We start from the raw sequence: 20,314 nt of genomic DNA, 5'->3' as shown, positions 1-20,314 counted from the left end.
CAACGGAGGGGGCTAAACGCCCCCTCTGCATGACCAGAACAACCTTACTTGATGTGGCAGGAGAGGCAGATCAGGGACTGAGCTTCCTTGGCATACAGGAAGTAGTTCGGAGCGCCGGACATGCCGCTACCAGCAACGTAGTTATCCTGAATGACGTTCTCTTTGTTGTGAACCTCATGGCAGGATGCGCAGGTCATGATGTTACCCTGGAAGAGTACATCCTTGATCTTTTTGGTGCCGAGACGCTCAACCGTGTTGTAGGTACCCTGGGCGACGGCGGTGTCAACAGCAGTAGCAAACTTCTGGTCGGAACTAACGATTTCGGTATCGCCCGTAGTCGCATCAGCGAGCCCGCCGGTAGCAGCAGTGTTACGCAGAGTCCTGATGTCCTCGTAGTTGAAACCGATCGGGTGGGTCTTGGTCAGGTCGCCGGTAAGGTTAGCACGTCCGCTATTGATATCACCCATCTTCTTGGTGCCGATCTGCTCCACGGCCTTGCCGTGCTGGTCAACGGCAATGGAACCGTCATGGCAGGTCATGCAGAGACGGCTCGGCCCCTGCAGGGCCTCAGTACCGCTGAGCGGCCCGAAGTCAGCACCGCCGCTGTCCTTCTGGTTGAGCGGAGTGACCCAGACATACGGAAGGTAAGTTGCGGTTCCGGCTTTGTGGTTCCAAAGCGGCGCATTGGCTTCCGGGTTGAGGGCCGAGTTGGCTTCCGCGTTGTGCGGGGTGTGGCAGAATACACAAACTCGGGCCATGCTGTCCGCGTTGGTGACGACTGCGTTCATGTCGTGAAGGGAACCGTTGACACCTGTCCTTGCCGACATGCCTGCCATTGCAACGCCTGCTACAGCCATGGAACCGAGAACAACTGCACTAACCAGAACCTTTTTCATTTCCGTCTCCTTTTTTTGGTTGATAACAACCAGGTTTAATGTCAGCCCCATGCGGGGCCAAACGACATGTTCTGAATTCCTATCAGCAAACCTCGTTCCCAACTGCGGCAAAAAATGCATACATTTTTCATCTGCCCCGCAAAGACCTGTATTTTAGATCACTTAGTTTTTTCTGTTTGCCATTATCGCGGCTTGTCAGGAGGTATCGCGCAGGAAAACGAGCCATGACGTACCGGTGTCTTGGCGAAATAACGGAGAGTGATGCGGTCTTTTAACCGCATTGGAAACGGCGATTACGCGAGGGGGCGAAGCGGTGTTGTGCCGGACGAGGATTGTGCAACTGCAGTGGGGGAAAAGGAGGTGAAGTAATGCTCCCGCCCCGTCAGGGGGGGGAGCATTCGGTGTCACGAAAGGGGATTACTCAGCGGGATTTGGGAACGGCGGCCGGCCTGAAGCGCAGTAAGGACTTGGCCGCAGACTTGGCATAGCTGTGGGTGTTGCCGGCGACGGCATGGCAGTTAACGGTGCAACTACCGGAGCCCGGACTGTTGGTAACGTAGACGGGAGTGGTTACTTGGGCACCCACGGTGTAATCCTTGTCGAAGTTCACCAGGTGCGCGTTGTTGGTGGCCGTCCCGCCTAGCTTCCAGGGAACCCCGTGGGGGTCGTGGCAGGCGAAGCAGGGAATAAGGCGGTCACGCACATGGGTGGCGTGCTCGTTCACGCCGGCGTCGTTGAACGCAGTCCCGGTCACCATCACGTAATCCTCGGAATGGCACCGAAAACAAAGGGCGTACTGCGACTTGTTGTAGGAGGTTGTCGCCGACCCGGCTACTGGCATGTCGTACTGGCCGATCAATATGTGCGGATACTGTGACCCGTGAGGCCCGTCCGGGCCGCTCCCCCCCGCCTTGGTGCCAAGGCTGTTGCTGTGGCAGTCCGAGCAGTAGATGCGCTTCATGGAGCTCTGCAACTCAACAAGCAGGCTGGCGCCGGAGGTCTTGCGGTCGGCCACGACCGGGTGAAAAGACGGATTGAGGATGTCAAAACGAAACGACTGGTTCTGCTCCGCGATGATGCGGTTCGGCTTGGCCTCAAGGACGCCGGAGAACTTGTAGGAGTTCGCCCCGGAATGACACTTGAAGCAGATCTCGTACTCGTAATCGGCCTTCGCGCCCAAGCTGTCCTTGACGACCCCTTTCAGGGTGCCGTTTACCAGCGGCGGCAGCGAAAGGGAAGTCGTCTCGACCATGGCTTGATGCGGGTTGTGGCAGTCGACACACTGGACATGGTGTTCGACGGCAGGCAGCGACTCCTTCTCGTCATGCCCGGCACCGCCCCCTCCCTCACCTACCGGATGCCGGTGCATGCCGACCCCAAGGAGTGACTTTATGTCTGCCCCGCCCCCGGTGCCATTGTGGCAGCTTAGGTAACAGGTATCCTCGAGCTTTGCGCCGCGCAGAAGACGCACGGGCCCAGGGGCGTTATGCACCACGTGGCAGGTCACGCAGCCGTTGGGAAGGGTGGGGGTGCGGACAGGATTGTGGGCAGCGGTGTCCCACCCCAAAGGACGATGGCACGCCGTGCAGAGCGGTGAGCCGGGCTGGTAGTTGGGGAGCGCGGGGTCGGTGTTGTTGATAACGAGAAAATTGCCGAATTGATTATCATGAGGGTCGTGGCACGAGGTGCATTGCAGTACGGCCCCACCCTCAAGACGCACCCGTCCCTGCAGGGCGGATGGCGACACGAGCTGGCTTTGCTGCGCCACGGCCTCTGTGTACTGGATGGATATGGGGTGGTCGTCCGTCAGGTTGATAGTGAGGTTGGGGTTGTCGGTTGCACCGCCGGGCATGGTGACCGCGGTCGTGATGCCGCTGCCGACGAACTGACCAAGGGCGATGGTGCCGTCATGGCAGCTAAGGCACAGTCGCGAGGCGCCAGTGGGCTTTCCCGTCACCGCAGCGGCGCTGAGGGTAGAAGACTGGTACAGCTTGTAATCGGTGGCTTCAGGGGGAAGCGGGCGGCTCCAAAGCGGCAGACCGGGAGTAGCCTGGTGGGGAACATGACAGAACACACACACCCTGTTTTCCTCGCTGAAGCTGACGCCGGGGCGGCTCCCCCCTTTGCCTCCGCTGGCCGAGAGATTATGGGGAGAGCTTAGCACGCTCAGCTTGGCGTGGGCCTGCGTGACGGCAATGCAGGCTGCCAGTGCAGCGGTTATGAGACAACGGCCCATCCGCGTCAATGTTGGGGCGCTCATCGGATTCACCTCTTATCTTGTTGCCGCACGGCCGGTTCGTCATTCGCTGAGTCCTCGTCAGAGAGGATCTGGAACACCTGCACGCGATTGTTATAGGTATCGGAAACGAAAACCCAGTTATTGGCGATCTGTATGCCCGATGGCATCCAGAACTCACCGGCGCCGGTGCCGTTGGCGCCGAAGCTGAACAGGTACGTGCCGCTGGGATCGTAGAGTTGCACCGTATCGAGGAGGGAGTCACAGACGAAGATGCGTCCCATGGAGTCTACCGCCACCCCTTTGGGCTTGTTCATCTGTCCCGTACCGTCCCCCATTTCGCCGAACTTGTGCTGCAGTTTGCCGTCCGGGCTGAAAATATTGATCTTGTAGTTGAGAGGGTCGTTAACATAGACACGCCCTGCCCCGTCAACAGCGAGGTCGACAGGCCTGTTGAACAAGCCGTCCCCATTCTTCGAGGTATAAATGGTAAGTTTCTGCCCACCGCTGCGATCGACAGCGACCACGCGACTGTAACCTGTTTCCGCTATGTAAAGGAGTTTGTTCAGCTTGTTATAGGCAATGCCGGTGGGACGGGCAACCTCGCGGAGAAAGGGGGAGATTACACCGCTGGCGAGATCGTAGCGGTAGACGGTATCGGCGCCGGAATCGGAGATAAAGAGCCCGCCGTTTTCATCCCGGGCAAGACCGATCGGCGAGCGGAAAGGGGCCCCCGAAGGTGCCGTTATGCGCTTGTAGAGACTATTGCGCGTGTCGTACACATGCACCACCCCCAGGCCGGAGTCCGCCACAAAAAGCCGACCGGCATCGTCGTAGTAGACCCCGTGGGGCTTGACGATGTTATCCGCCTCGGAACCAGTAAAAAATTCCAAGGCGTGCTTCCAGGCGCTGCGAGCGACCCCCGCGTCTCGAGGAGTGACGACGTTTTTGACCCACCGGATCTTGGCGTGCATCGGAGGCTCCGGCCACTGGGGACCGGGGGCGTCGCTACGCTGTAAAAGCGGCACCACCGGAGTCGCGCACCCCCCCACGAGCAGCATCACACCGATTAGCACACCTGCCTGAACAAGGCGTACCACGTTATTGCCAATCCCCCTGCTGAAACCGCAGCGACGCATCAGAAACTCCTTACCACACGCACTATGACGTTGGTGTCACGGGTGGAGGTCTTTTCGGTAAGACGAAATAAGTTGGTGACGTCAACTGAACAACTCAGTTTGCGGAAGACCGTGCTCAGTCCGAGCCTGGTCATAAGCGTATCGGTGGTGCCGTATGGATTACGGCTGTCAGCCCCTGTCACTGAGGCGGTGGTCCTGACGCTCTGCCAGAACAATCCGGTATAACTAACGGCGGCAGAAAGGGTATTTTCAGTATAGCCGCGCCCCGTGCTGCCTCCTTCGGGATACATGTAGTAGTTGTCTTCCAGGTTCACCCCCAGAGAATCGGTCGTGGTAAGAGCGGTGTTGTAACTGGCAAAAGATTGAACCTTGGAATAAGTCTGTGAGACGGTATCAGAGTAAGAATACTCTCCCCCGCACTTCAGGTTGCCAAAGTCAGCGTTACCACGCAGGCTGTAACTGGTGCTCTTGCTGAGTGGCACGACAACTTGCCCCCCCACTTGTCTCTCGTTGTGCACCGACATGTTGCCCGAAATGGTGTAAAGGCTTCCGAGCAAACTGAGAAGGAACCCGCTGGAGTACCCAGTTGACTCGTAGGTGAGATTTGGATTGACCGCCATCGCGTAGGAGACCAGCAGATTGGTCCCGGGCGGGATATTCCCTCCAGCCAGTATCTCTATGGCCCCTTGGGCCAGATGTACCCGGTAGTCGATGTTTTCGACCCATGTGGTATCCGGGTTCAGACTGCGGACACTGACGACTCGGGTCAGCACGCCTTGCATTTGCAGGAGGATGAATTGTCCCGGTTGCGTCACCTGGTGTTGTTCATCGTTTACCGCTATTTCGGACGTGAGAAGCTTCTGGTCAGTCATGGTCGCAGCGTAGTTGAAGTTAAGCCCTAGCACGCTCTTGGCGGGAAGTATCTTGGTATACCGAAAATCCACTCCGCCGCCATAGGAAGAGGCCCCACCGCCGTAGGCGCTGCTGTCACTCATGTGAGCAGAGAGGGTCGTGCTCAGGCTCTGAAAGAGATGATGGGAAAGCTGTCCACTGAGTTGCCTGGTCGTCTGGCTCTGGTTGGCGCCGAAAAAGTCGACCGTGGAACTGTCGGAAAGATCGAAAGCCAGCGAACCGGTCAATGCCTTCCCCAGATTCGCGTTGAGGGTCTCTGCCCAGGTGACGGTCCTGTTTAACGCGTCGAGAGGCTTCGTGTCGTTGATGCTGACCGAGGATTTGAGCTGGTACCCCTTGATCAACTCGCTCGTGTTGTCAATGTTGGCCCTGTAGGATCTGCTGTCCCGCTCACCTGAGCGGTCCGAAGTGAAATTGATGTTAAAGGTAGTGTTGCTCGATTGGAGATGATGCGTACCCGCGAGCATCACGGAGTCGCTAGCAGAACTGAAGTCTACGGGGAGGCCGCTGGATGTCGAGGTCCCATGCATGTAGTTAAGCTGCAGCGGCAAGACGTCGTGCACGAACCGCCCGTAAACGGAAGTGTTGGTAGTGGTAACGGTATGAGAGGGGGAATAACCGTCAGCAATGAAGTTTGAATTGCGGGAGGTGCTCACGCCGAAGGGGGTAGAACTAGCAGAGAGGCCTGTCGCCAGGATGTTGTACTGTGCATCGAGCCTCGAAGACCGGCGACCACCCAACTCGTTCTGGTAGCTACCACCGAGGTTGATGTCAAACAGCATCAGGTTCGGGTCCAGTAAGGCGGCAGTCGTCATGAGCAAGTATCGCTCACCGAGGGACTGACCGGTGCGCTTGGCGTTGTCGGTGACATGCTGGCTGGCCGTATAGGTCACCGCAACGCGCTGCTCCACGTCGCCGAACATGAGGAGGCTTGGCTGCTGAATGACCTCCACGTTGCGCGCGGCGCTGCATGGGCGTGGCAGTGCCAGACAGATCAGGATGTAGGAGAACAGAACGCGAAAGGACATGGCGCTAGCGGAGAAAGTACGCCGATGCGCCGCCATGGGGATCATGACAGTCCATGCAGAACATACCGTTGCTGGAGACCTTCTGGTGCATCGCCAGTGCGAGCCGTTTCTCCTGATGGCATCCGGCGCAAAGTTTGCCTTTTTCAGCCTTCAGGAGTGCCGGATAATTGGATGAGTGTGCCTCATGGCACTCCAGGCAGCTGCCGACAGCAGCCGGCCCGTGGGCCATGCTCCCTTTGATGATGTTGGGGTGACAGACGAAGCAAAGTTGCGCCTTCGGCTTTATCAGGCCGGATTCCTGGGTTTTGTCGTGGCAGCCATTGCAGCGTTTCTCGCGGTAGGGTAGATGGCTGGAACCGCTACCCGAGCCATCAGACGGCAGCTTCGCATTCTCCTTCTTTTTCTCCTCTTCCACCTTTGTCACCTGGTACTCCTGGCACAACTGCTCTGCAGGTGGCAGACTTGGCACCCCATCGAAGATGGTGGACGTGACCTTATGCAAGGTGACCGGATCGCAACCCCATAGCATGCTCATGACATACACAACAAAAATAATGGTCGCTAGCTTCTTCCGCATCGCCACTCCAGGTACCTGATGATCAATAAAAGGGGGCTACTTCTCCCCGGTCTTTCCGCCTTTCGCCTTGTCAGCCTTGTCAGCCTTGTCAGCCTTGTCAGCCTTGTCAGCCTTGTCAGCCTTGTCAGCCTTATCAGCCTTATCAGCCTCCTTGGGCTGGGCTTTCCCGCCGGTCATCGCTCCCATCCCATAGATGGAAATTAAGTTATTGACGCTGCTCGGGAACTGATTGGTGACGAATATCAGCTCCTGCAGTTTGAAGCCCGGAGCCGCGTATTTCTGGAACAGGTCCAGATGGTCTTTGGTCGTGGCCACTCCTGCGGGGAGATTGAGGGAACCTTGCAGGAGCCCCGATCTGCCGAAATCGCCAAGGATGCGACGCTCGGAGTTGAAGACCTGAACGACACCGTGTCCCGCGTCCACCACGAAAATGTTGCCGTCATCATCCACGTCTACCCCCCTGGGGCGGGTGAACTGACCGGGAACGTCCCCCAAGCTGCCGAAAGAGGAGCGCAGGTTGCCATCCAGGTCATATTCCTTGACTGTGCCATTGCCGATGCTAACCACGTGAATGAACCCCTGCTTGTCCACCGTCAACCCGTTGGGAAGAGCCGGGTTCTTGGAAGAGTCGGGGCTGTTCCCCAACGTGTTGATGAGTTCCCCGCTCTTCCGGTCCAGGACAAAGATGAGCCCGCTGGCGTTGTCCACGGTAATTACGAAATCCTTGTAGACGGCCACAGCGACCAGCGTCCTCTTGGCAAGCCCCTTCCCCATTGACTTTATGAACTTCCCGCTTGCATCGAAGACGGCGATGTCTTTCCGGCCGGAATCCGCCACGTAGACGTTACCGTCGTCATCAACCCCGACGCTGATCGGTTTTTTCAGTTCCGCTGCACCAGCCTCGTCGCTTAGGTTGCGCATAGTGTTCTGCACAATATCGATCACGATGACCTGTGCGGATTCTATGTCGGCGACGTAGATTTTCCCTTTTTTGTACGTGATGCCGTAGGGCTTTCCGATCCGCGTTACGACTTGCGAGCCGCCCAGGAGCAGTTTGCCGACTCCGCCGCTCGAGCCCCCCAGGTCACTCGAGTTGCTAATCCCGGTGAGGTACTGGATGTGCGGTTCGTCGGGCGGTGGCGGGAAGAACGCCGGCGGCAGGTCCGGTTTCGAGGTCGCGCAACCGGAAAGCGCAGCAGCCACGCAGAAGAATGCAATGAGACGCTTGAAGTTTCTGCTCAAGTTGTACGTCAGGGTCATGTCACTGCTCCTTTTGCATCCCCTCCCTGCGTCAGTGCTCGGGAGGGGGGTGAGTGGTCACTAGTTGTACTTCACCGGACTCTGCCGGTCATAACTGAAGGGCTTATGGCACCCGGGCGCACAGCTGCCACCGGTCCCATTTACAACGAAATTGATGGGGATCTTCCAGTCTCCGAAGCGCGCGCCGTCCTTGTTGATCAACTTTTCACCGTCGCTGGCATGGGGTTCATGGCAGACGCGACAGGTGCGTCCCTTGCGGATTTTGACGTGAACGATGTGCAGGTTGCGGTTGCCGTTTCTGAACTTGGTGTAGATGGTCGTTTCGGGGAACCGGAGCAGGTTCCTGTCGTGGCACTTGAGACAGGCGTCGTAGAGGCCGTCCTGGTACGGAGCGTAAAGATCCTCCGGATATTTGCCACGCAGAAGGCGCGTGTTGTCGGAGCCGTGCGGGTCGTGGCAGGCGCTGCAGGAACCCTTCTGGAGCGGGCCGTGCAGAAATTTCTTGTCCTTGATCTCCGCCTGGATGTCGCGCAGGTTGCCGGCCTTCCCCTTGACATGGCAGGAAAGGCAAACCTCCATCTCACTGCCGGAGAGAAGCTTCTTCGCCTTGGAGAAGTGAGCGGAATGGCAGTTGGAGCAGCTCCCTTTTTCCAGCATCGGCTTGTGCGGCACTTTCACCTGTGCGATCTGTTTGCCGATTTTTGCGTGACATCCGACGCAGAGGTCCGGCGACTTGACCTTCAGGAACATCTCGACGGCGGAACCGTGCGGGTCATGACAGGCCGTGCAGGGATCCTTGGACACGGGAGAATGCACGAAGGTCGCCTGCTTGAGTTGCGTGGCGAAATCGGCATGGCACCCAAGGCAGATGGTGCGCGTCGGTCCCTTCATGAGCCGATTTTCAGCGGAAGCGTGAGGGTCGTGACAGGTATTGCAGGAACCAACGGCGGCCGGGCCGTGCATGAACTTGACCTTGAAGGGTGCGGCGTCATGACAGTTGAAACAGAGCTTGGAGCGATCCTCTCCCACGTCGAGGAGGAAACGGTTGCTGGCGCCGTGAGGCTGGTGGCAACTGGCGCAGTCACCTTCCTTCACCGGTGCATGCACCACCCTCTTCTGCCCGGGCACGTCATGGCAGTCCTTGCACAGGGCCGCCCCTTTGGCCGTCAGCTCGAAGCTCTTTGCCCCCTTCACGGGATGCTCTTTCCCCTTCTGGGTGTGACAGGGGGAGCAGTCGCCCTCCTTGACGGGAGAGTGGGGGTACTTGAGGGCGGCGATGGGGGCGTGGCATTCCGTTGTCGTACAGGACGCACCGAAGGCCGCGCCACAGCAGGAAAAGAGGACGGCAGCCAGCGCAATTGACGCTAAAGACAGCACTTTCATGGAAGGGCTTCCTAATCCAGGTGGTTAATGGGGTTAAGGGTATAACTGTGCGGCGCGCCAGCGGAAAGAGCCTCACCCTTCAGAGCGCGGAACAGGACGACCGCACAGTCCACCGGGATATGAACAGCTGCCCGCAAGGGAAATAGGCAACAGATACATAACACTAACGGAAAAACATTTCAATATTAAAGATCTCGCCGCGACGCGCGTAGATCCAGTGGTGGCGGGAGGAAGGAGGTACCCCGTGGGGTCAGCCTTCGGGGTAGTCGGAGAGGGCGAGGAAGGTCTCTTTCAGCTCGAAGGAGAAGATGGAGAACATCCGTTCGGCCAGCCGGGCGGTGAGCACCGGTGGGAAAAGCGGCACGGCCAGGCGGTAGATCAGGTCCAGCATCCCGTCGTGGGGGTTCTCCTCAAGGAACAGGGCGCCGTACTGCAGAACGGGCGCAAAGAGCAGCGCCTCTTCCATGACCGCGTCGTCCTCGCTGAAGTAGGGGAGAATCATCTCCAGTGAGAAGCAAAGCCCGGAGCCGCCGGCGTCTTCGGAGATGCTCAGAAGCAGTTCGTCCTGCGGCGAGCCGTACTCCAGCGCCTCGGGGGAGACGTTCCCCGCGGGAAGCACCATTACCTTGCCGTGCACGGGATCGATACCATAGGGGGCGCCGCGGTTGGCCAGGTAGCGTTCCAACTGCTGATACCCCTTGGTCTGCAGCCTCCCCATGCCACGGTAGAAGGCGGGGCGGAACAGGTCCCGGTTGGTAATCAGCTCCTCGAGAGGAACGAACTCCTGTTCGGCGCCTGAAGGCCTGGCGCTCCTGATTTCCGGGTTATTTACCACGAGCTTGAGGTGCGACCTCTTGCGCTCGTCCTTGTCCTTGCTCACGTGTTACCCCCTGATGCTGACTGCCCTTCTGTAATACACCTCCGGCCAGACGGGTGTCAACCAGCAAAACCGGTGCGGGTCGACGGCCCGCCCCGCCGCGCCGGAAAGGGGACAAAAAAACGCCGGGCGCGCTCGTGGGCGCGTTCCGGCGTTATCACTGTTTCGGTGCGGTTCGACTCGCGCCGCCCCTAGAAGAAGCGGGCACCCGCCTTGAGTTCGCTGACCGGGATGGTCACCTTGCCTCCGTCGTACTTGGCGGGGAGGTGGGAGGGGTTGCAGCCGCCGGCGGAAGCCGCGCCGATCTTGTTGATGGCGAATTTCTGATTGCAGTTCAGGCAGTTCATCTTGTCACCCGCCTGCTCGTACCCCTTCTTCTCGCGGTAGCAAACGTCGCAGGCGTCGAAGGCGACGTGAAGCTGGCCGTCGCTTCCTTTGACGATGAAGAAGTTGATCTCCTTGCCGGCGTCGGTGAACTTGTAGTAGTGCGCCTTGCCGTCGCTCACCTTGTCCGCCGGGATGATGACGTTGCCGCCGGACGGCTTCACCTTCTCGTATTTCCCCATACCGGGGAGGCTGAAGGCGAAAGCGACGCTCGCCATGGCCGCCAGGGCGACCACGATGAGAAGGAGGGTCTGGAATCCTTTTTTGCTCGAGTGAACCATGTGTTGCTCCTTTTGGGGCCTGCAGGCAGGCTCGTGCTGAATCGCGCCACGCGGGCGTGACGAAAAAACTTTACTGGGCACCGCCGCAGCCGCGCGGGCCGCAGCACCCGCCGGGGGCGGCCTTGCCGCCGACGTCCCGCCCGACCACGCTGCGGAACTGCTGCGGGGTAATCACTTGGGCCACCTGGGACTGAAAGCCGCTCTTGCGCACGGCCTGGGCCAGTTTCTCGGGCGCGGTCTTTTTCGAGTCGTACCCTGCGACCACCAGGCCCGACTCCAGGTCCACCTCCGCCGCCGCCACCCCCCCTTGGGACTGCAGGGCCTCGGTGATCTTCTTGACGCAGCTGCCGCAGGTCATCCCGGAGGTGCGCAGCACTACCACCTGGTCGGCGGTGGCCCCCACCCGCACGTAAAAGGCGAAAATGGCCAGGACGGCGACCACGATCAGAATGAGCGCGGTGTTCAGGATCTTGTTTCTCATGGGCTGCTCCCGCTCGGGCGCAGCAGGCGCGGGTTGCGCCGGCTTGGCCCGGACGGTCGACCTGTTACAAGGAGCGTGCCACGGCACCGGCAACAGCTAACCTCCGGAGATCACTGCAACGGGTGTTGCCGGAACAGCCGAGGGGGGACGCACGGGTGCCGAATATCCCACACGCGCAGTAGAATTCTCCACAGCTTCACTCCGCTGCGGGGAGCAGCACCGTGAAGGTCGCCCCTCGCCCCGGCTCACTCGCCACCTCGACGCTCCCCCCGTGTCCCTCGACGATCTTCTTGGTGATCGAAAGCCCCAACCCAGTGCCGCTCCCCTTGGTAGTGAAGAAGGGTTCGAAGATCTGGCTGATGGCGTCGGCTGCGATGCCGCCCCCTTGGTCGGCGATGCGGATCTCGACCAGACCGCTCTCGCGGTTGTAGGAGGTCGCCACCTGGACGGTCCCCCCTTCCGGGGAGGCCTGGATCGCGTTGAGCATGAGGTTTAGGAAAGCCTGGCGCAGCTTTTCCGGGTCCGCCACCAAGCGCGGCACAGTCCCGCGTGAAAATTCGAGGTGCACGCTGCAGCCGCGCGCCTGGGCGGACAGCAGCGTAACCATGTTGGCCAGTTCCTCGTTGATGTCGCATTCCCTCTTGTCGGCGGGCTCGGGGCGCGCCATGCGCAGGAAATCCTCCACCACCCGGTTCAGCCGGTCCGACTCCTTGACCAGGATCTCCAGGAACTCTCCGCGCCGCTCGGCCGGCACCCCCTGCTCCATCAGGATCTCGGCGGTGCCGCGGATCGAGGCGAGCGGGTTTCTGATCTCGTGGGCCAGTATGGCGGAGAGTTCGCCCAGGGCGGAGAGGCGCTCCGCGCGCCGCAACTGCTCCTCGATCCTGATGATCAACTCGGACTGGGTCTTGAGCTGGCGGTAGGAATCCTCGAGCCCCTGGGCGGTCTGCTCCAGTTCCTCGCGGCGGCAACGCTCCTGCTGCGACAACAATCCGGTGATTCCCCCCACCACGTTGTAGAGGATCACCTCCAGGTACTTCTCCATCTCCATGGAGATGTGCCCTCCCCACTGGAACAGGATGTGCGGCGCGTACGCCACGGTCACCAGGATCGCGCAGCCGATGCCGCCGCGGAACCCGAACCAGTAGGCTGCCAGGATGATGGGGATGTAGTACAGGCGCTGGAAGATGTCGTGCAGCATCCCGAGCCTGAGCGGGGTCAGGTAGTGCAACAGGCTGATCGCCACCACGCAGGCGAACAGCGCCGCCCCTTTGATGAGGCCCGCAGGCCGGTTCGCGATGGGCACCCTACGCCTCCTCCCACCCGATGCACGACACCGGGCAGAGCTCCACCGCCTGCGTCTGGATCACGTCCTCCGCGGCGCCGGCAGGGTCGTGACATTCCGACTTGCCGTGCGCGTCAAAGCGGAACACCTGCGGGCAGTTGGCGACGCAGATGCCGCAGCTGATGCATTGTTCCTTGTCCACCCATGGTCTTTTTGCCACCGAATCCCCCTTCTCTTACCCAGGACCCCGGCCGGACACCGGGACCATTCGCCACTATAACGCAGATGGTTGTCAACTTCCCAATGAAAAATGGCTGAAGGCAACCTTGACAATCACACCGGCCACCGGAGAATCGTTAGATTGTTTTAAAGCGCAGAACGGGGGGACGGGATGCGTGAATGGAGTGACATGACCGGCAAGATCTGCCTGGTGACGGGAGCCAGTTCCGGGATCGGCAGAGCCACCGCCCTCGCCCTGGCCCGGCAGGGGGCGACGCTGATCGGGGTGGGACGAGACCGGGTGCGCTGCGAGAGGAGCGCCCAAGCGATCATGCGGGAAAGCGGCAACTACCGGGTCGAGTTCTGGCTGGCGGACCTCTCCCGGCAGGAGGAGATCCGCGGCCTCGCCCGCCGCTTCCACGCGGTCTATCCGCGCCTGGACCTGTTGGTGAACAACGCCGGAGGGAGATTCGCCCGACGTTTCACCACGCCTGAGGGGGTGGAGATGACCTTCGCCCTCAACCACCTGGGGTACTTCCTCGTGACCCTGCTCCTGATGGAGCGGCTGCGCCAGGGGAAGCAGGCCAGGGTGGTGAACGTGTCATCCGCCGCCCATCGCGGCTGCCCCGGGATCGATTTCGACGACCTGAACCTGGAGCGCGGGTACGACGGCAGGAAGGCCTATGCCCGGTCCAAGCTGGCGAACCTGCTCTTCACTTACGAACTGGCCCGGCGTCTGGCGGGAAGCGGCATCACGGCCAACGCGGCCGCCCCCGGCAACGTGCTGACCCGCTTCTCGCTCAATAACGGCTTGGGGAGCTGGCTCTGCCATGTCGCCGGCTCACTGAGAAGCGGCCATCTGGTCGGACCCGAGCGGGGCGTGCGCACCGTGCTCTACCTGGCCTGCGCCGGCGAGGTCGCCGGCAGAAGCGGCGGCTACTACGCCGCCCCAAAAGAGACGCCGTCCTCGCCCGCCTCCTATGACCAGGCCGCCGCGGAGCGCCTTTGGCGGGCCAGCCTGGACCTGACTGGGCTGGCGGACCAGGCGCGGCAAGGGAGGCTGCCATGAAACGACTCTGGATCTTGACGCTCACGCTCACCGCCGTGGCCTGGAGCGCGCACGGTGGTGAGGGCACCTACTACCCGTACCAGTACTACGACGAGTACTACCGGCAGCAGCAGGAGGAGGCTCCCCCCGCTGCCGCGCCCCGGGAGAGGGAGCCCTCACGGGAGGTGCCGGCGACGACGCAGCGGGCGCCGCTCTTTTTATTTCCCGCCGAACTTGGTTTCGGCATGGCGGCCGGCAGGGACGAGAACCTCTTCTACCTCTCCCAGACCTACTTCAAGGTCAGCGGCGGGGTCTGGTACCGTTCCGGGTCCTGGCGCGGCCCCTGGATCCGGGTGCCGCGCGGCAAGCTCCCGCCCAAACTGGCGAGGCACCCCCTCGCCCAGATGCGCGTGCTGCGCAACCGGGAGTTCCGCCTGTTCTGGGAGCAAAAGGGGAGCTACCTGGGGCGGGTGTTCCGCCCCGGCGTGGAGCCGGCCCAGCCGGCAGGGAAGCGGCCTAACTAGGCCACGATGCTGCCGCCTCAGGTGAAGCCGGAGCCGACCGTGCAGGCGAAGCAGTGATCGGCGGCGGAAATGGGAGTGCCGGTGAGGGGAAGCTCGGTGAGCGAGGCGATGAAACGCTCTCCGCCGCCAAGGAAGATCCCTTGGGCCAGGTGGAAGTCGCAGTCGTAGAGCCGCCCGTGCCAATCCACGGAGAGCTGGCTGCGGCACATGAGCCCGGCCACGGCGCAGGGGTTGAAGCCGGTGCTGAGCGTCTCCAGGTAGCGATCCAGGTTTCCCGAACGCTCCAGGAAACGGCGAAACCGCCCCAGCGGGACGTTGGCGAAGGTGTAGAGGTTGTGGAAACTGACGCCGTGCTTGCGGGCGAGGTCGCGCTGGAACTTCACCTGGGCCTGGAGCTGCGGTGGCGGCAGAAAGGCACCGGAAGGGTTGCTGACCAGGTCGAGTTGGAGGGGGCTGTCCGGCAGGCCGTATCCCAGCGCGTTCAGCCGCTTCAGTGCCCGAATGCTCTTCTCCCACACCCCCGCACCGCGTTGGGCATCGGTCTGGGCCTTGTTGCCGGCCGGCAGCGAGGCCACCAGCGCCACATTCAAGTCGCGATACAGTCCCAGGAGTTCCTCGCCCCGCTCCCCCTCCAGCGAAACCAGGTTGGTCCGTACGATCAGCCGCGGGGTCTCCGGCGCCACCCCCCGCACCAGGTAGGACAGATCCGGGACCAGTTCTGGGGCGCCGCCGGTCAGATCAATACTGTCGAACCTGAACCGGCGCGCACAGGCGATCACCTCCGCCATTACGGCCCGCGACATCATCTCCCCGCGCGCCGGCCCCGCCTCGAGGTGACAGTGACCGCAGGCAAGGTCGCAGGCAAGTCCCACGTTCACCTGCAGCGCCGTGGTCCGCTCCCGGGTGAGCGAAAGCCCGTGGCACGCCAGCCGCTCTGCGAAACTCTCCCCCAGCCTCTCTTTCGCCCCGTCCATTCCGTCTCCTAAAGCGAGAGTTTCTCGGCGATCTTGCGCATCTGCACGCCGTGCACCAGGGAAGCGCCGCCGCGGATCGCCGTCACCACGTGCAGCGCCTCTGTCATTTCGCCCAGGTGCGACCCCTTCTCCAGGCAGGCCCGGGTGTAGGCGTCGATGCAGTAGGGGCATTGCACGGTGTGGGCGACGGCAAGGGCGATGAGCGCCTTTTCCCGTTCGGTGAGATCCCCCTCGGCGAATACCTCGTTGTAGTAGTCGAAAAACTTGCCGGCCAGTTCCGGCGCGTCCTTGCCGATCTCGGCGAAGCTCCCCAGGTCTTTGGGATCGTAATAAGTTTCCATCGGTTCTCCTTGGTGTAAGGGTGCGGGCGAGTGGGCCAGCATACCGGAAAACCCCGGCGGGGGTAAAGAGGGAAAGGGCTATCGACTCATTAGATTTGCGACGCCCCTTGGGGAACTGCAGCCCCGTACCGCGCCGGTGGCGGCGCGACAGCCGTCACGTGAAGGCTGGCACCACCCCAGCTTCATGAAAAAGTCGCTTGAAATGGGGCAAGCTATCATTATACTTGAGCCGAATCGACAGACAACAGCAGGGAGGATGCATGGAGAACGAGGGGAGGAGGAAGTTTCTGGGAGTCTGCGTGGCCGGGGCCACGGCCGCCGCCGCGGTCGCCGCGGGCTACCCGGTTTTCCGCTACCTGGCGCCCAGATCGGGCCAGGGTGGGGCTGCCAAGCTGGTGATACCGGCTGGCGAGCTCAAAGAAGGAGACGCCAAGTTTTTCGAGTTCGCCGGCTCCTCGGCGGTCCTGATCAAAACAAAGAGCGGCGAGTTGGTCGCCCTCTCCGCGGTCTGCACCCACCTGGGCTGCATCGTGCAGTGGGTCAAGGAGAAGCAGCAGTTTCTCTGTCCCTGCCACGGCGGCCAGTTCTCCACCGACGGCACGGTGCTGGGAGGCCCCCCGCCGCGCCCGCTCGCCAAGATCCCGCTCACCGTAACCGAAGGCAACATCACCATCGGGTAACCGTCCAGGGAGGCAAAGTCCATGCTAAAAAGGCTGTACCGCTGGCTCGATCTGCGCATCGGGGTCGGCGAGATCGTGGAGAAGGAGCTGACCGGCTACCTGTTGCCGCGCAATATCAACGAGTGGTATTCACTGGGGAGCGTGCTCCTGCTCATCTTCGCCCTGCAGGTGATCACCGGGATGCTGCTCATGATCTACTACGTCCCCGACGCCGACAAGGCTTTCAAGAGCGTCACCTTCATCATGAACGAGGTCCCCTTCGGCTGGCTGATCCGCCTGTGCCACGCGGTGGGCTCCAACATGATGGTGGCGGTGCTGATCCTGCACATGCTCTCCACCCTGCTCATGGGGAGCTACAAGGCGCCGCGCGAGCTGAACTGGGTCACCGGTTTCACGCTGCTCGCCCTGGTGCAGGGGATCTCGCTCACCGGCTACCTGGCCCCCTGGAGCCAGCTCTCTTTCTGGGCCACCACGGTCGCGACCAACAGCGCCAGCGCCATCCCGGTGGTCGGGCCGTACCTGGTGGAGTTCCTGCGCGGCGGCAAGCTGGTCGGCCCTCCCACCCTGGGACGCTTTTTCGCCCTGCACGCCGCCGTGCTCCCGGTGGTGATCGCCGCCTTTATCGGGGCGCACCTGTTCCTTTTGAAGCGCACCGGCATCTCGGCGCCCCCCTTCGGCAGGGAGGGCACCGCCAATCCCTTTGAGGCACAACAGTACCACTACCAGGGGCACCCGGGCGGGATACCCTTCTTCCCCAACTACGTGCTGCAGGACCTGACCTCGATCTCCATCTACTTCGCCATCTTCCTGGCGGTGGTCTTCTTCTGGCCGGGCATGCCCTTCACCCCGGATGCCTTCGTGCCGGCAGACCCCTTCAGGACACCGGCACACATCAAGCCGGAGTGGTACTTCCTGGCCAACTACCAGACACTGAAGATCTTCCCCAGCGAGCTTTTTGGTCTCTCCGTGCAGGCGGCGGCCATGACCTTCCTGGCGTTGCTTCCCTTCATCGACCGCTCCCCGGAACGGCATCCGCTGAAGCGGCCGGTATTCCTGACTCTGGTGATAGCGGGCGTCCTGCTCTGGATCGCTCTTAGCGTATGGGGGCACCTGTCATGATTCGCACAAACACCTTGGCCATCCTGCTGCTTGCCTCGCTCGCCTTCCTGAAGCCGGCCCAGGCCGTCCCGGTGGAGCAACCGGAAACGGTCTGCATCCAGTGCCACGGGACGCTCCCGGACCCGCTTGGGACGCCGGTCAAACTCTGGCGCAGCAGCATCCACGCCGAGAACGGCATCTCCTGCAACAGTTGCCATGGCGGCGACCCCAAGGACGCGGCCAACGCCATGACCCCGCAACGAGGCTTTCTCGGCGCGCCCAAGGAAAAGGACATCCCCGCCTTCTGCGGGCGCTGCCATCCCGGCGTCTACAAGGACTACCTCTCCAGCGCCCACGGCAGGGCTCTTGGTGCCGGCGGTCCCACCTGCGTGACCTGCCACGGCAACCACCAGGTGGTGAAGGCGTCACTGGCACTGATCAACGAGAAGAGCTGCACCCGCTGCCACAGTTTCGAAAGGGCTAAGGCGATCCGGGACGCCATGCAGCAGACCGAAGGGTACATCGACAACATCTCGAGCAGAATTGCCGACTTCCAGGTGAGCGGCGTGGACACCGAAAAGATGGGCAGATCGCTCTTCGCGGTAAGGAACCGTTTTCACACCCTGTTCCACGACGTGGACGTGGCCCGGGTCAAGGGTGAGTCGGCGGCCATCAACAATGAGCTGGGGAAACTGGACGCGGCCCTCAAGGAGATCGAGCGGTCGCACGAGAAAAGGCGTCTTGCAGGGGGGATCGCGGTCGGCTTCATGGTCCTGCTCGCGATCCTGTTTCACCTGATGAAGAAGAGCTACGACTAGAGCTTCTTGAGTCCGAAGAGGAACTTCTGGTACTGGACCTGGCCGTTTTCCGTGAGCGGGTGGGTGATCCGGGCCAGGGGTTCCGCCGCCGGGGGGCCGTAGAGGACGCCGGGGGGGATGTTGCGGGTAACCACGCTCCCCGCCACCACGACGGCCCCATCGCCGATAGTGACCCCATGCAGGATGGTGCAGTTGGGGCCGATGAAAACGTCCTTTCCGACGACCACGCCAGACTTGACATCATCTGGAGCGTGGTCGCCGAGGTAGAAGTGGGCAAAGATGGTGCAGCGCAACCCAATGGTAACGTTGTCACCGAACTCGATCATTTCTGGATGCTGGTCGTCCAAGTAAACTAACTGGCTGATCCACACGTTTTTTCCCATGCGTACACCGCGCAACTTGTGCAGCCAGGGACGCAACGAGTATCCCCCTGGGACAATCATCGCGAGCTTCCCCAGCACCCTCTGCAGGATCCTGCCGCTCATCGTCGCACGCATCGCCTTCCCCTACCCTTCGCCGCCGGCGCAGGACCCCCCACCACGCTTCCCTTCCACGAACGTGGCCACCCGCTGCACCGAGTCGAGGTTTTCCGGGATCAACTCCTCGTCCGCCACCGCGACCTGGTAACGCTCCTGGAGGTAGGCCACCAGTTGCAGGATTCCAGTTGAATCGACGATCCCTTCCCTGATGAAGGAGCTGTCGTCGGTTAGTCCCTCGGCATCGCCGAACAGAAAATTGTCCACCACGAAGCTTCTGATCTCATCCTTTAGGTCCATCTGTTGCCTCCTTTGTCTGCACTGTCACTCCCACTCCACATCTTCGATCAGCAGCGGCGGGAGGTGCAAGTAGCGCGTCGTCTTTCGCTTGGTGTCGATATCCCGGTACACCATCAGCACCTGCTGCGGCTCAAGCCCCAGGACCGGGGCGGCGCTTTCTGCAGGAACTCCGTGGTTCCGGGCATAGAGGCAGAGGTCCATCATCTGGTAGGGAAGCGAGAAGTAGAATTCGTCCTGTCCTTGAGCCAACGAATAGGTGTCGGTGGTCGGCTTTCTGCTGCGAATTTCTTCCGGGATACCCAGGAACTCAGCGAGTTGGTAGACCTGGGACTTGTACAGGTGGGCAATCGGCTTGATGTCGGCTGCGCCGTCACCGAGCTTCACGAAAAACCCCTGGTCGTACTCCAGGCGGTTGGGGGTGCCGGCGACGGCGTAGTTGAGGCGATCGGCATGGTAGTACTCCAGCATCTTCCTGATGCGCTGCTTGAAGTTGGTGGCGGCCACAATCTCCAGGTAGGGTTGCAGGGGTAGACGCACCGTGGACTGCACCTTCTGGCTGTTCTGGGTGACGAGGTAAAACGAGGTGAAACGGGGCTGATTCGCCACTGCGGAGATCACGATCTTGGAGGTCCAACCATCACCGTACTCCGGCACGACCATCCTCACCGCGTTGTCGTACTTCTCGTAGAACCCCACCGACTGCAGGATCCCCGAGATGTCCTCGACCAGGGTCGGGATGCCGAGCGCGCGGGCGACCTTGCCGCTGAGCGCCAGTGTCTCCCGCGCCGAGTGCCGTTCGGGCATCTCCAGCCCGATCACCCGCTCCCTTCCCAGCGCCCGCACCGACAACGCCGCGGTAACGCTGCTGTCTATCCCGCCGGAGAGAGCCACCACCACCCCTCCCCTCTTCACCTGGTTGCGCATCAGACCCCTGATCCTGGTGCAGATCCGGTCCGCCTCCTGTTGATGGTCGAGCCGGAGCACCTCGGGGGAAAATCCTTTTGTCATTGTCATAAGGCACCTTTCTTTCACGCCCCTACACCATGGGTCGTGCAGCATAAGTTGATGTTGTCGCAATGGTGCGCCTCTACAGGCAG

The 20,314-nt window shown here is 61.3% G+C and carries 22 protein-coding genes; 5 read left to right on the top strand and 17 right to left on the bottom strand.

Annotated elements, in window-relative coordinates; translation table 11 throughout:
• Positions 1-44: 44 nt before the first annotated feature.
• The 12 genes from JFN90_RS12855 to JFN90_RS12800 form a co-directional block, all read right to left on the bottom strand.
• Positions 45-896: a cytochrome C gene (locus tag JFN90_RS12855; protein WP_199395516.1), complete on the bottom strand. Its 852-nt coding sequence runs from the start codon at positions 894-896 to the stop codon at positions 45-47.
• Between the two features lie 421 nt (positions 897-1,317).
• Positions 1,318-3,156: a cytochrome c3 family protein gene (locus tag JFN90_RS12850; protein WP_199395515.1), complete on the bottom strand. Its 1,839-nt coding sequence runs from the start codon at positions 3,154-3,156 to the stop codon at positions 1,318-1,320.
• Between the two features lie 5 nt (positions 3,157-3,161).
• Complete coding sequence (locus tag JFN90_RS12845) at positions 3,162-4,106, bottom strand: 6-bladed beta-propeller (RefSeq protein ID WP_199395514.1); 945 nt, start codon at positions 4,104-4,106, stop codon at positions 3,162-3,164.
• Between the two features lie 164 nt (positions 4,107-4,270).
• Positions 4,271-6,256: a hypothetical protein gene (locus JFN90_RS12840; protein WP_199395513.1), complete on the bottom strand. Its 1,986-nt coding sequence runs from the start codon at positions 6,254-6,256 to the stop codon at positions 4,271-4,273.
• Entirely contained in the window at positions 6,216-6,635 is a 420-nt protein-coding gene (locus tag JFN90_RS12835; RefSeq protein WP_328755658.1) for a cytochrome c3 family protein, read from the bottom strand. The genes JFN90_RS12840 and JFN90_RS12835 overlap by 41 nt, the downstream gene beginning before the upstream one ends.
• Before the next feature lie 189 nt (positions 6,636-6,824).
• Positions 6,825-8,048 (bottom strand): NHL repeat-containing protein, encoded by a 1,224-nt coding sequence (locus JFN90_RS12830; RefSeq protein WP_199395511.1) that lies wholly within the window; start codon positions 8,046-8,048, stop codon positions 6,825-6,827.
• Between the two features lie 60 nt (positions 8,049-8,108).
• Positions 8,109-9,431 (bottom strand): cytochrome c3 family protein, encoded by a 1,323-nt coding sequence (locus tag JFN90_RS12825; RefSeq protein WP_199395510.1) that lies wholly within the window; start codon positions 9,429-9,431, stop codon positions 8,109-8,111.
• A 250-nt stretch (positions 9,432-9,681) separates the two neighbouring features.
• Complete coding sequence (locus JFN90_RS12820; RefSeq protein WP_199395509.1) at positions 9,682-10,311, bottom strand: hypothetical protein; 630 nt, start codon at positions 10,309-10,311, stop codon at positions 9,682-9,684.
• 188 nt (positions 10,312-10,499) lie between these two features.
• A complete protein-coding gene (locus tag JFN90_RS12815; RefSeq protein ID WP_199395508.1) occupies positions 10,500-10,973 on the bottom strand; it encodes a DUF2318 domain-containing protein in 474 nt (157 codons plus the stop codon).
• A gap of 70 nt (positions 10,974-11,043) precedes the next feature.
• Complete coding sequence (locus tag JFN90_RS12810; RefSeq protein WP_199395507.1) at positions 11,044-11,454, bottom strand: heavy-metal-associated domain-containing protein; 411 nt, start codon at positions 11,452-11,454, stop codon at positions 11,044-11,046.
• 196 nt (positions 11,455-11,650) lie between these two features.
• Positions 11,651-12,760, bottom strand: coding sequence for a two-component system sensor histidine kinase NtrB (locus tag JFN90_RS12805; RefSeq protein ID WP_407931926.1), 1,110 nt, complete (start codon positions 12,758-12,760; stop codon positions 11,651-11,653).
• Position 12,761: 1 nt separating this feature from the next.
• On the bottom strand, positions 12,762-12,959 hold the full coding sequence (locus JFN90_RS12800; protein ID WP_199395506.1) for a ferredoxin: 198 nt from the start codon (positions 12,957-12,959) through the stop codon (positions 12,762-12,764).
• Positions 12,960-13,130: 171 nt separating this feature from the next.
• Between JFN90_RS12800 and JFN90_RS12795 the strand changes: the two genes are divergently transcribed.
• Positions 13,131-14,027: an SDR family oxidoreductase gene (locus tag JFN90_RS12795; protein WP_199395505.1), complete on the top strand. Its 897-nt coding sequence runs from the start codon at positions 13,131-13,133 to the stop codon at positions 14,025-14,027.
• A complete protein-coding gene (locus JFN90_RS12790) occupies positions 14,024-14,530 on the top strand; it encodes a hypothetical protein (RefSeq protein ID WP_199395504.1) in 507 nt (168 codons plus the stop codon). The genes JFN90_RS12795 and JFN90_RS12790 overlap by 4 nt, the downstream gene beginning before the upstream one ends.
• Before the next feature lie 17 nt (positions 14,531-14,547).
• Here JFN90_RS12790 and arsS read toward each other — a convergent pair whose 3' ends face one another.
• Together arsS and JFN90_RS12780 are read right to left on the bottom strand one after the other, a co-directional pair.
• Entirely contained in the window at positions 14,548-15,504 is a 957-nt protein-coding gene (gene arsS, locus JFN90_RS12785; protein ID WP_199395503.1) for an arsenosugar biosynthesis radical SAM (seleno)protein ArsS, read from the bottom strand.
• Positions 15,505-15,512: 8 nt separating this feature from the next.
• Positions 15,513-15,845 (bottom strand): arsenosugar biosynthesis-associated peroxidase-like protein, encoded by a 333-nt coding sequence (locus JFN90_RS12780; RefSeq protein ID WP_135872495.1) that lies wholly within the window; start codon positions 15,843-15,845, stop codon positions 15,513-15,515.
• 260 nt (positions 15,846-16,105) lie between these two features.
• On the opposite strand from JFN90_RS12780, the gene JFN90_RS12775 reads away from it, so the two are divergent.
• The 3 genes from JFN90_RS12775 to JFN90_RS12765 are packed head-to-tail and all read left to right on the top strand — an operon-like array spanning position 16,106 to position 18,441.
• Complete coding sequence (locus tag JFN90_RS12775; protein ID WP_199395502.1) at positions 16,106-16,525, top strand: QcrA and Rieske domain-containing protein; 420 nt, start codon at positions 16,106-16,108, stop codon at positions 16,523-16,525.
• Between the two features lie 21 nt (positions 16,526-16,546).
• Positions 16,547-17,644, top strand: coding sequence for a cytochrome b (locus JFN90_RS12770; RefSeq protein ID WP_199395501.1), 1,098 nt, complete (start codon positions 16,547-16,549; stop codon positions 17,642-17,644).
• Complete coding sequence (locus JFN90_RS12765; RefSeq protein ID WP_199395500.1) at positions 17,641-18,441, top strand: multiheme c-type cytochrome; 801 nt, start codon at positions 17,641-17,643, stop codon at positions 18,439-18,441. The genes JFN90_RS12770 and JFN90_RS12765 overlap by 4 nt, the downstream gene beginning before the upstream one ends.
• On the opposite strand, the gene JFN90_RS12760 is transcribed toward JFN90_RS12765, so the two are convergent.
• From JFN90_RS12760 to nadE, 3 genes are read right to left on the bottom strand one after another with little or no spacing between them, the layout of a single operon-like run.
• Positions 18,438-18,938, bottom strand: coding sequence for an acyltransferase (locus JFN90_RS12760; protein ID WP_328755653.1), 501 nt, complete (start codon positions 18,936-18,938; stop codon positions 18,438-18,440). The two genes, JFN90_RS12765 and JFN90_RS12760, sit on opposite strands and share 4 nt — an antisense overlap.
• A gap of 9 nt (positions 18,939-18,947) precedes the next feature.
• On the bottom strand, positions 18,948-19,217 hold the full coding sequence (locus tag JFN90_RS12755) for an acyl carrier protein (RefSeq protein WP_199395499.1): 270 nt from the start codon (positions 19,215-19,217) through the stop codon (positions 18,948-18,950).
• A 24-nt stretch (positions 19,218-19,241) separates the two neighbouring features.
• Complete coding sequence (gene nadE, locus JFN90_RS12750; RefSeq protein ID WP_199395498.1) at positions 19,242-20,225, bottom strand: NAD(+) synthase; 984 nt, start codon at positions 20,223-20,225, stop codon at positions 19,242-19,244.
• Between the last annotated feature and the right edge of the window lie 89 nt (positions 20,226-20,314).

The sequence above is a fragment of the Geomonas propionica genome (assembly GCF_016458235.1).
In the GTDB taxonomy this organism is placed as follows: domain Bacteria; phylum Desulfobacterota; class Desulfuromonadia; order Geobacterales; family Geobacteraceae; genus Geomonas; species Geomonas propionica.
This window is presented reverse-complemented; position numbering and strand designations above follow the sequence as displayed.

What these genes read in the sequence shown, in the direction of transcription:
- JFN90_RS12755 (WP_199395499.1), bottom strand. Translation starts at nt 19,217, where the DNA reads ATGGACCTAAAGGATGAGATCAGAAGCTTCGTGGTGGACAATTTTCTG.
- JFN90_RS12795 (WP_199395505.1), top strand. Translation starts at nt 13,131, where the DNA reads ATGCGTGAATGGAGTGACATGACCGGCAAGATCTGCCTGGTGACGGGA.
- JFN90_RS12855 (WP_199395516.1), bottom strand. Translation starts at nt 896, where the DNA reads ATGAAAAAGGTTCTGGTTAGTGCAGTTGTTCTCGGTTCCATGGCTGTA.
- JFN90_RS12825 (WP_199395510.1), bottom strand. Translation starts at nt 9,431, where the DNA reads ATGAAAGTGCTGTCTTTAGCGTCAATTGCGCTGGCTGCCGTCCTCTTT.
- JFN90_RS12790 (WP_199395504.1), top strand. Translation starts at nt 14,024, where the DNA reads ATGAAACGACTCTGGATCTTGACGCTCACGCTCACCGCCGTGGCCTGG.
- JFN90_RS12850 (WP_199395515.1), bottom strand. Translation starts at nt 3,156, where the DNA reads ATGAGCGCCCCAACATTGACGCGGATGGGCCGTTGTCTCATAACCGCT.
- nadE (WP_199395498.1), bottom strand. Translation starts at nt 20,225, where the DNA reads ATGACAAAAGGATTTTCCCCCGAGGTGCTCCGGCTCGACCATCAACAG.
- JFN90_RS12840 (WP_199395513.1), bottom strand. Translation starts at nt 6,256, where the DNA reads ATGATCCCCATGGCGGCGCATCGGCGTACTTTCTCCGCTAGCGCCATG.
- JFN90_RS12760 (WP_328755653.1), bottom strand. Translation starts at nt 18,938, where the DNA reads ATGCGTGCGACGATGAGCGGCAGGATCCTGCAGAGGGTGCTGGGGAAG.
- JFN90_RS12815 (WP_199395508.1), bottom strand. Translation starts at nt 10,973, where the DNA reads ATGGTTCACTCGAGCAAAAAAGGATTCCAGACCCTCCTTCTCATCGTG.
- JFN90_RS12775 (WP_199395502.1), top strand. Translation starts at nt 16,106, where the DNA reads ATGGAGAACGAGGGGAGGAGGAAGTTTCTGGGAGTCTGCGTGGCCGGG.
- arsS (WP_199395503.1), bottom strand. Translation starts at nt 15,504, where the DNA reads ATGGACGGGGCGAAAGAGAGGCTGGGGGAGAGTTTCGCAGAGCGGCTG.
- JFN90_RS12830 (WP_199395511.1), bottom strand. Translation starts at nt 8,048, where the DNA reads ATGACCCTGACGTACAACTTGAGCAGAAACTTCAAGCGTCTCATTGCA.
- JFN90_RS12770 (WP_199395501.1), top strand. Translation starts at nt 16,547, where the DNA reads ATGCTAAAAAGGCTGTACCGCTGGCTCGATCTGCGCATCGGGGTCGGC.
- JFN90_RS12810 (WP_199395507.1), bottom strand. Translation starts at nt 11,454, where the DNA reads ATGAGAAACAAGATCCTGAACACCGCGCTCATTCTGATCGTGGTCGCC.
- JFN90_RS12845 (WP_199395514.1), bottom strand. Translation starts at nt 4,106, where the DNA reads ATGCACGCCAAGATCCGGTGGGTCAAAAACGTCGTCACTCCTCGAGAC.
- JFN90_RS12765 (WP_199395500.1), top strand. Translation starts at nt 17,641, where the DNA reads ATGATTCGCACAAACACCTTGGCCATCCTGCTGCTTGCCTCGCTCGCC.
- JFN90_RS12780 (WP_135872495.1), bottom strand. Translation starts at nt 15,845, where the DNA reads ATGGAAACTTATTACGATCCCAAAGACCTGGGGAGCTTCGCCGAGATC.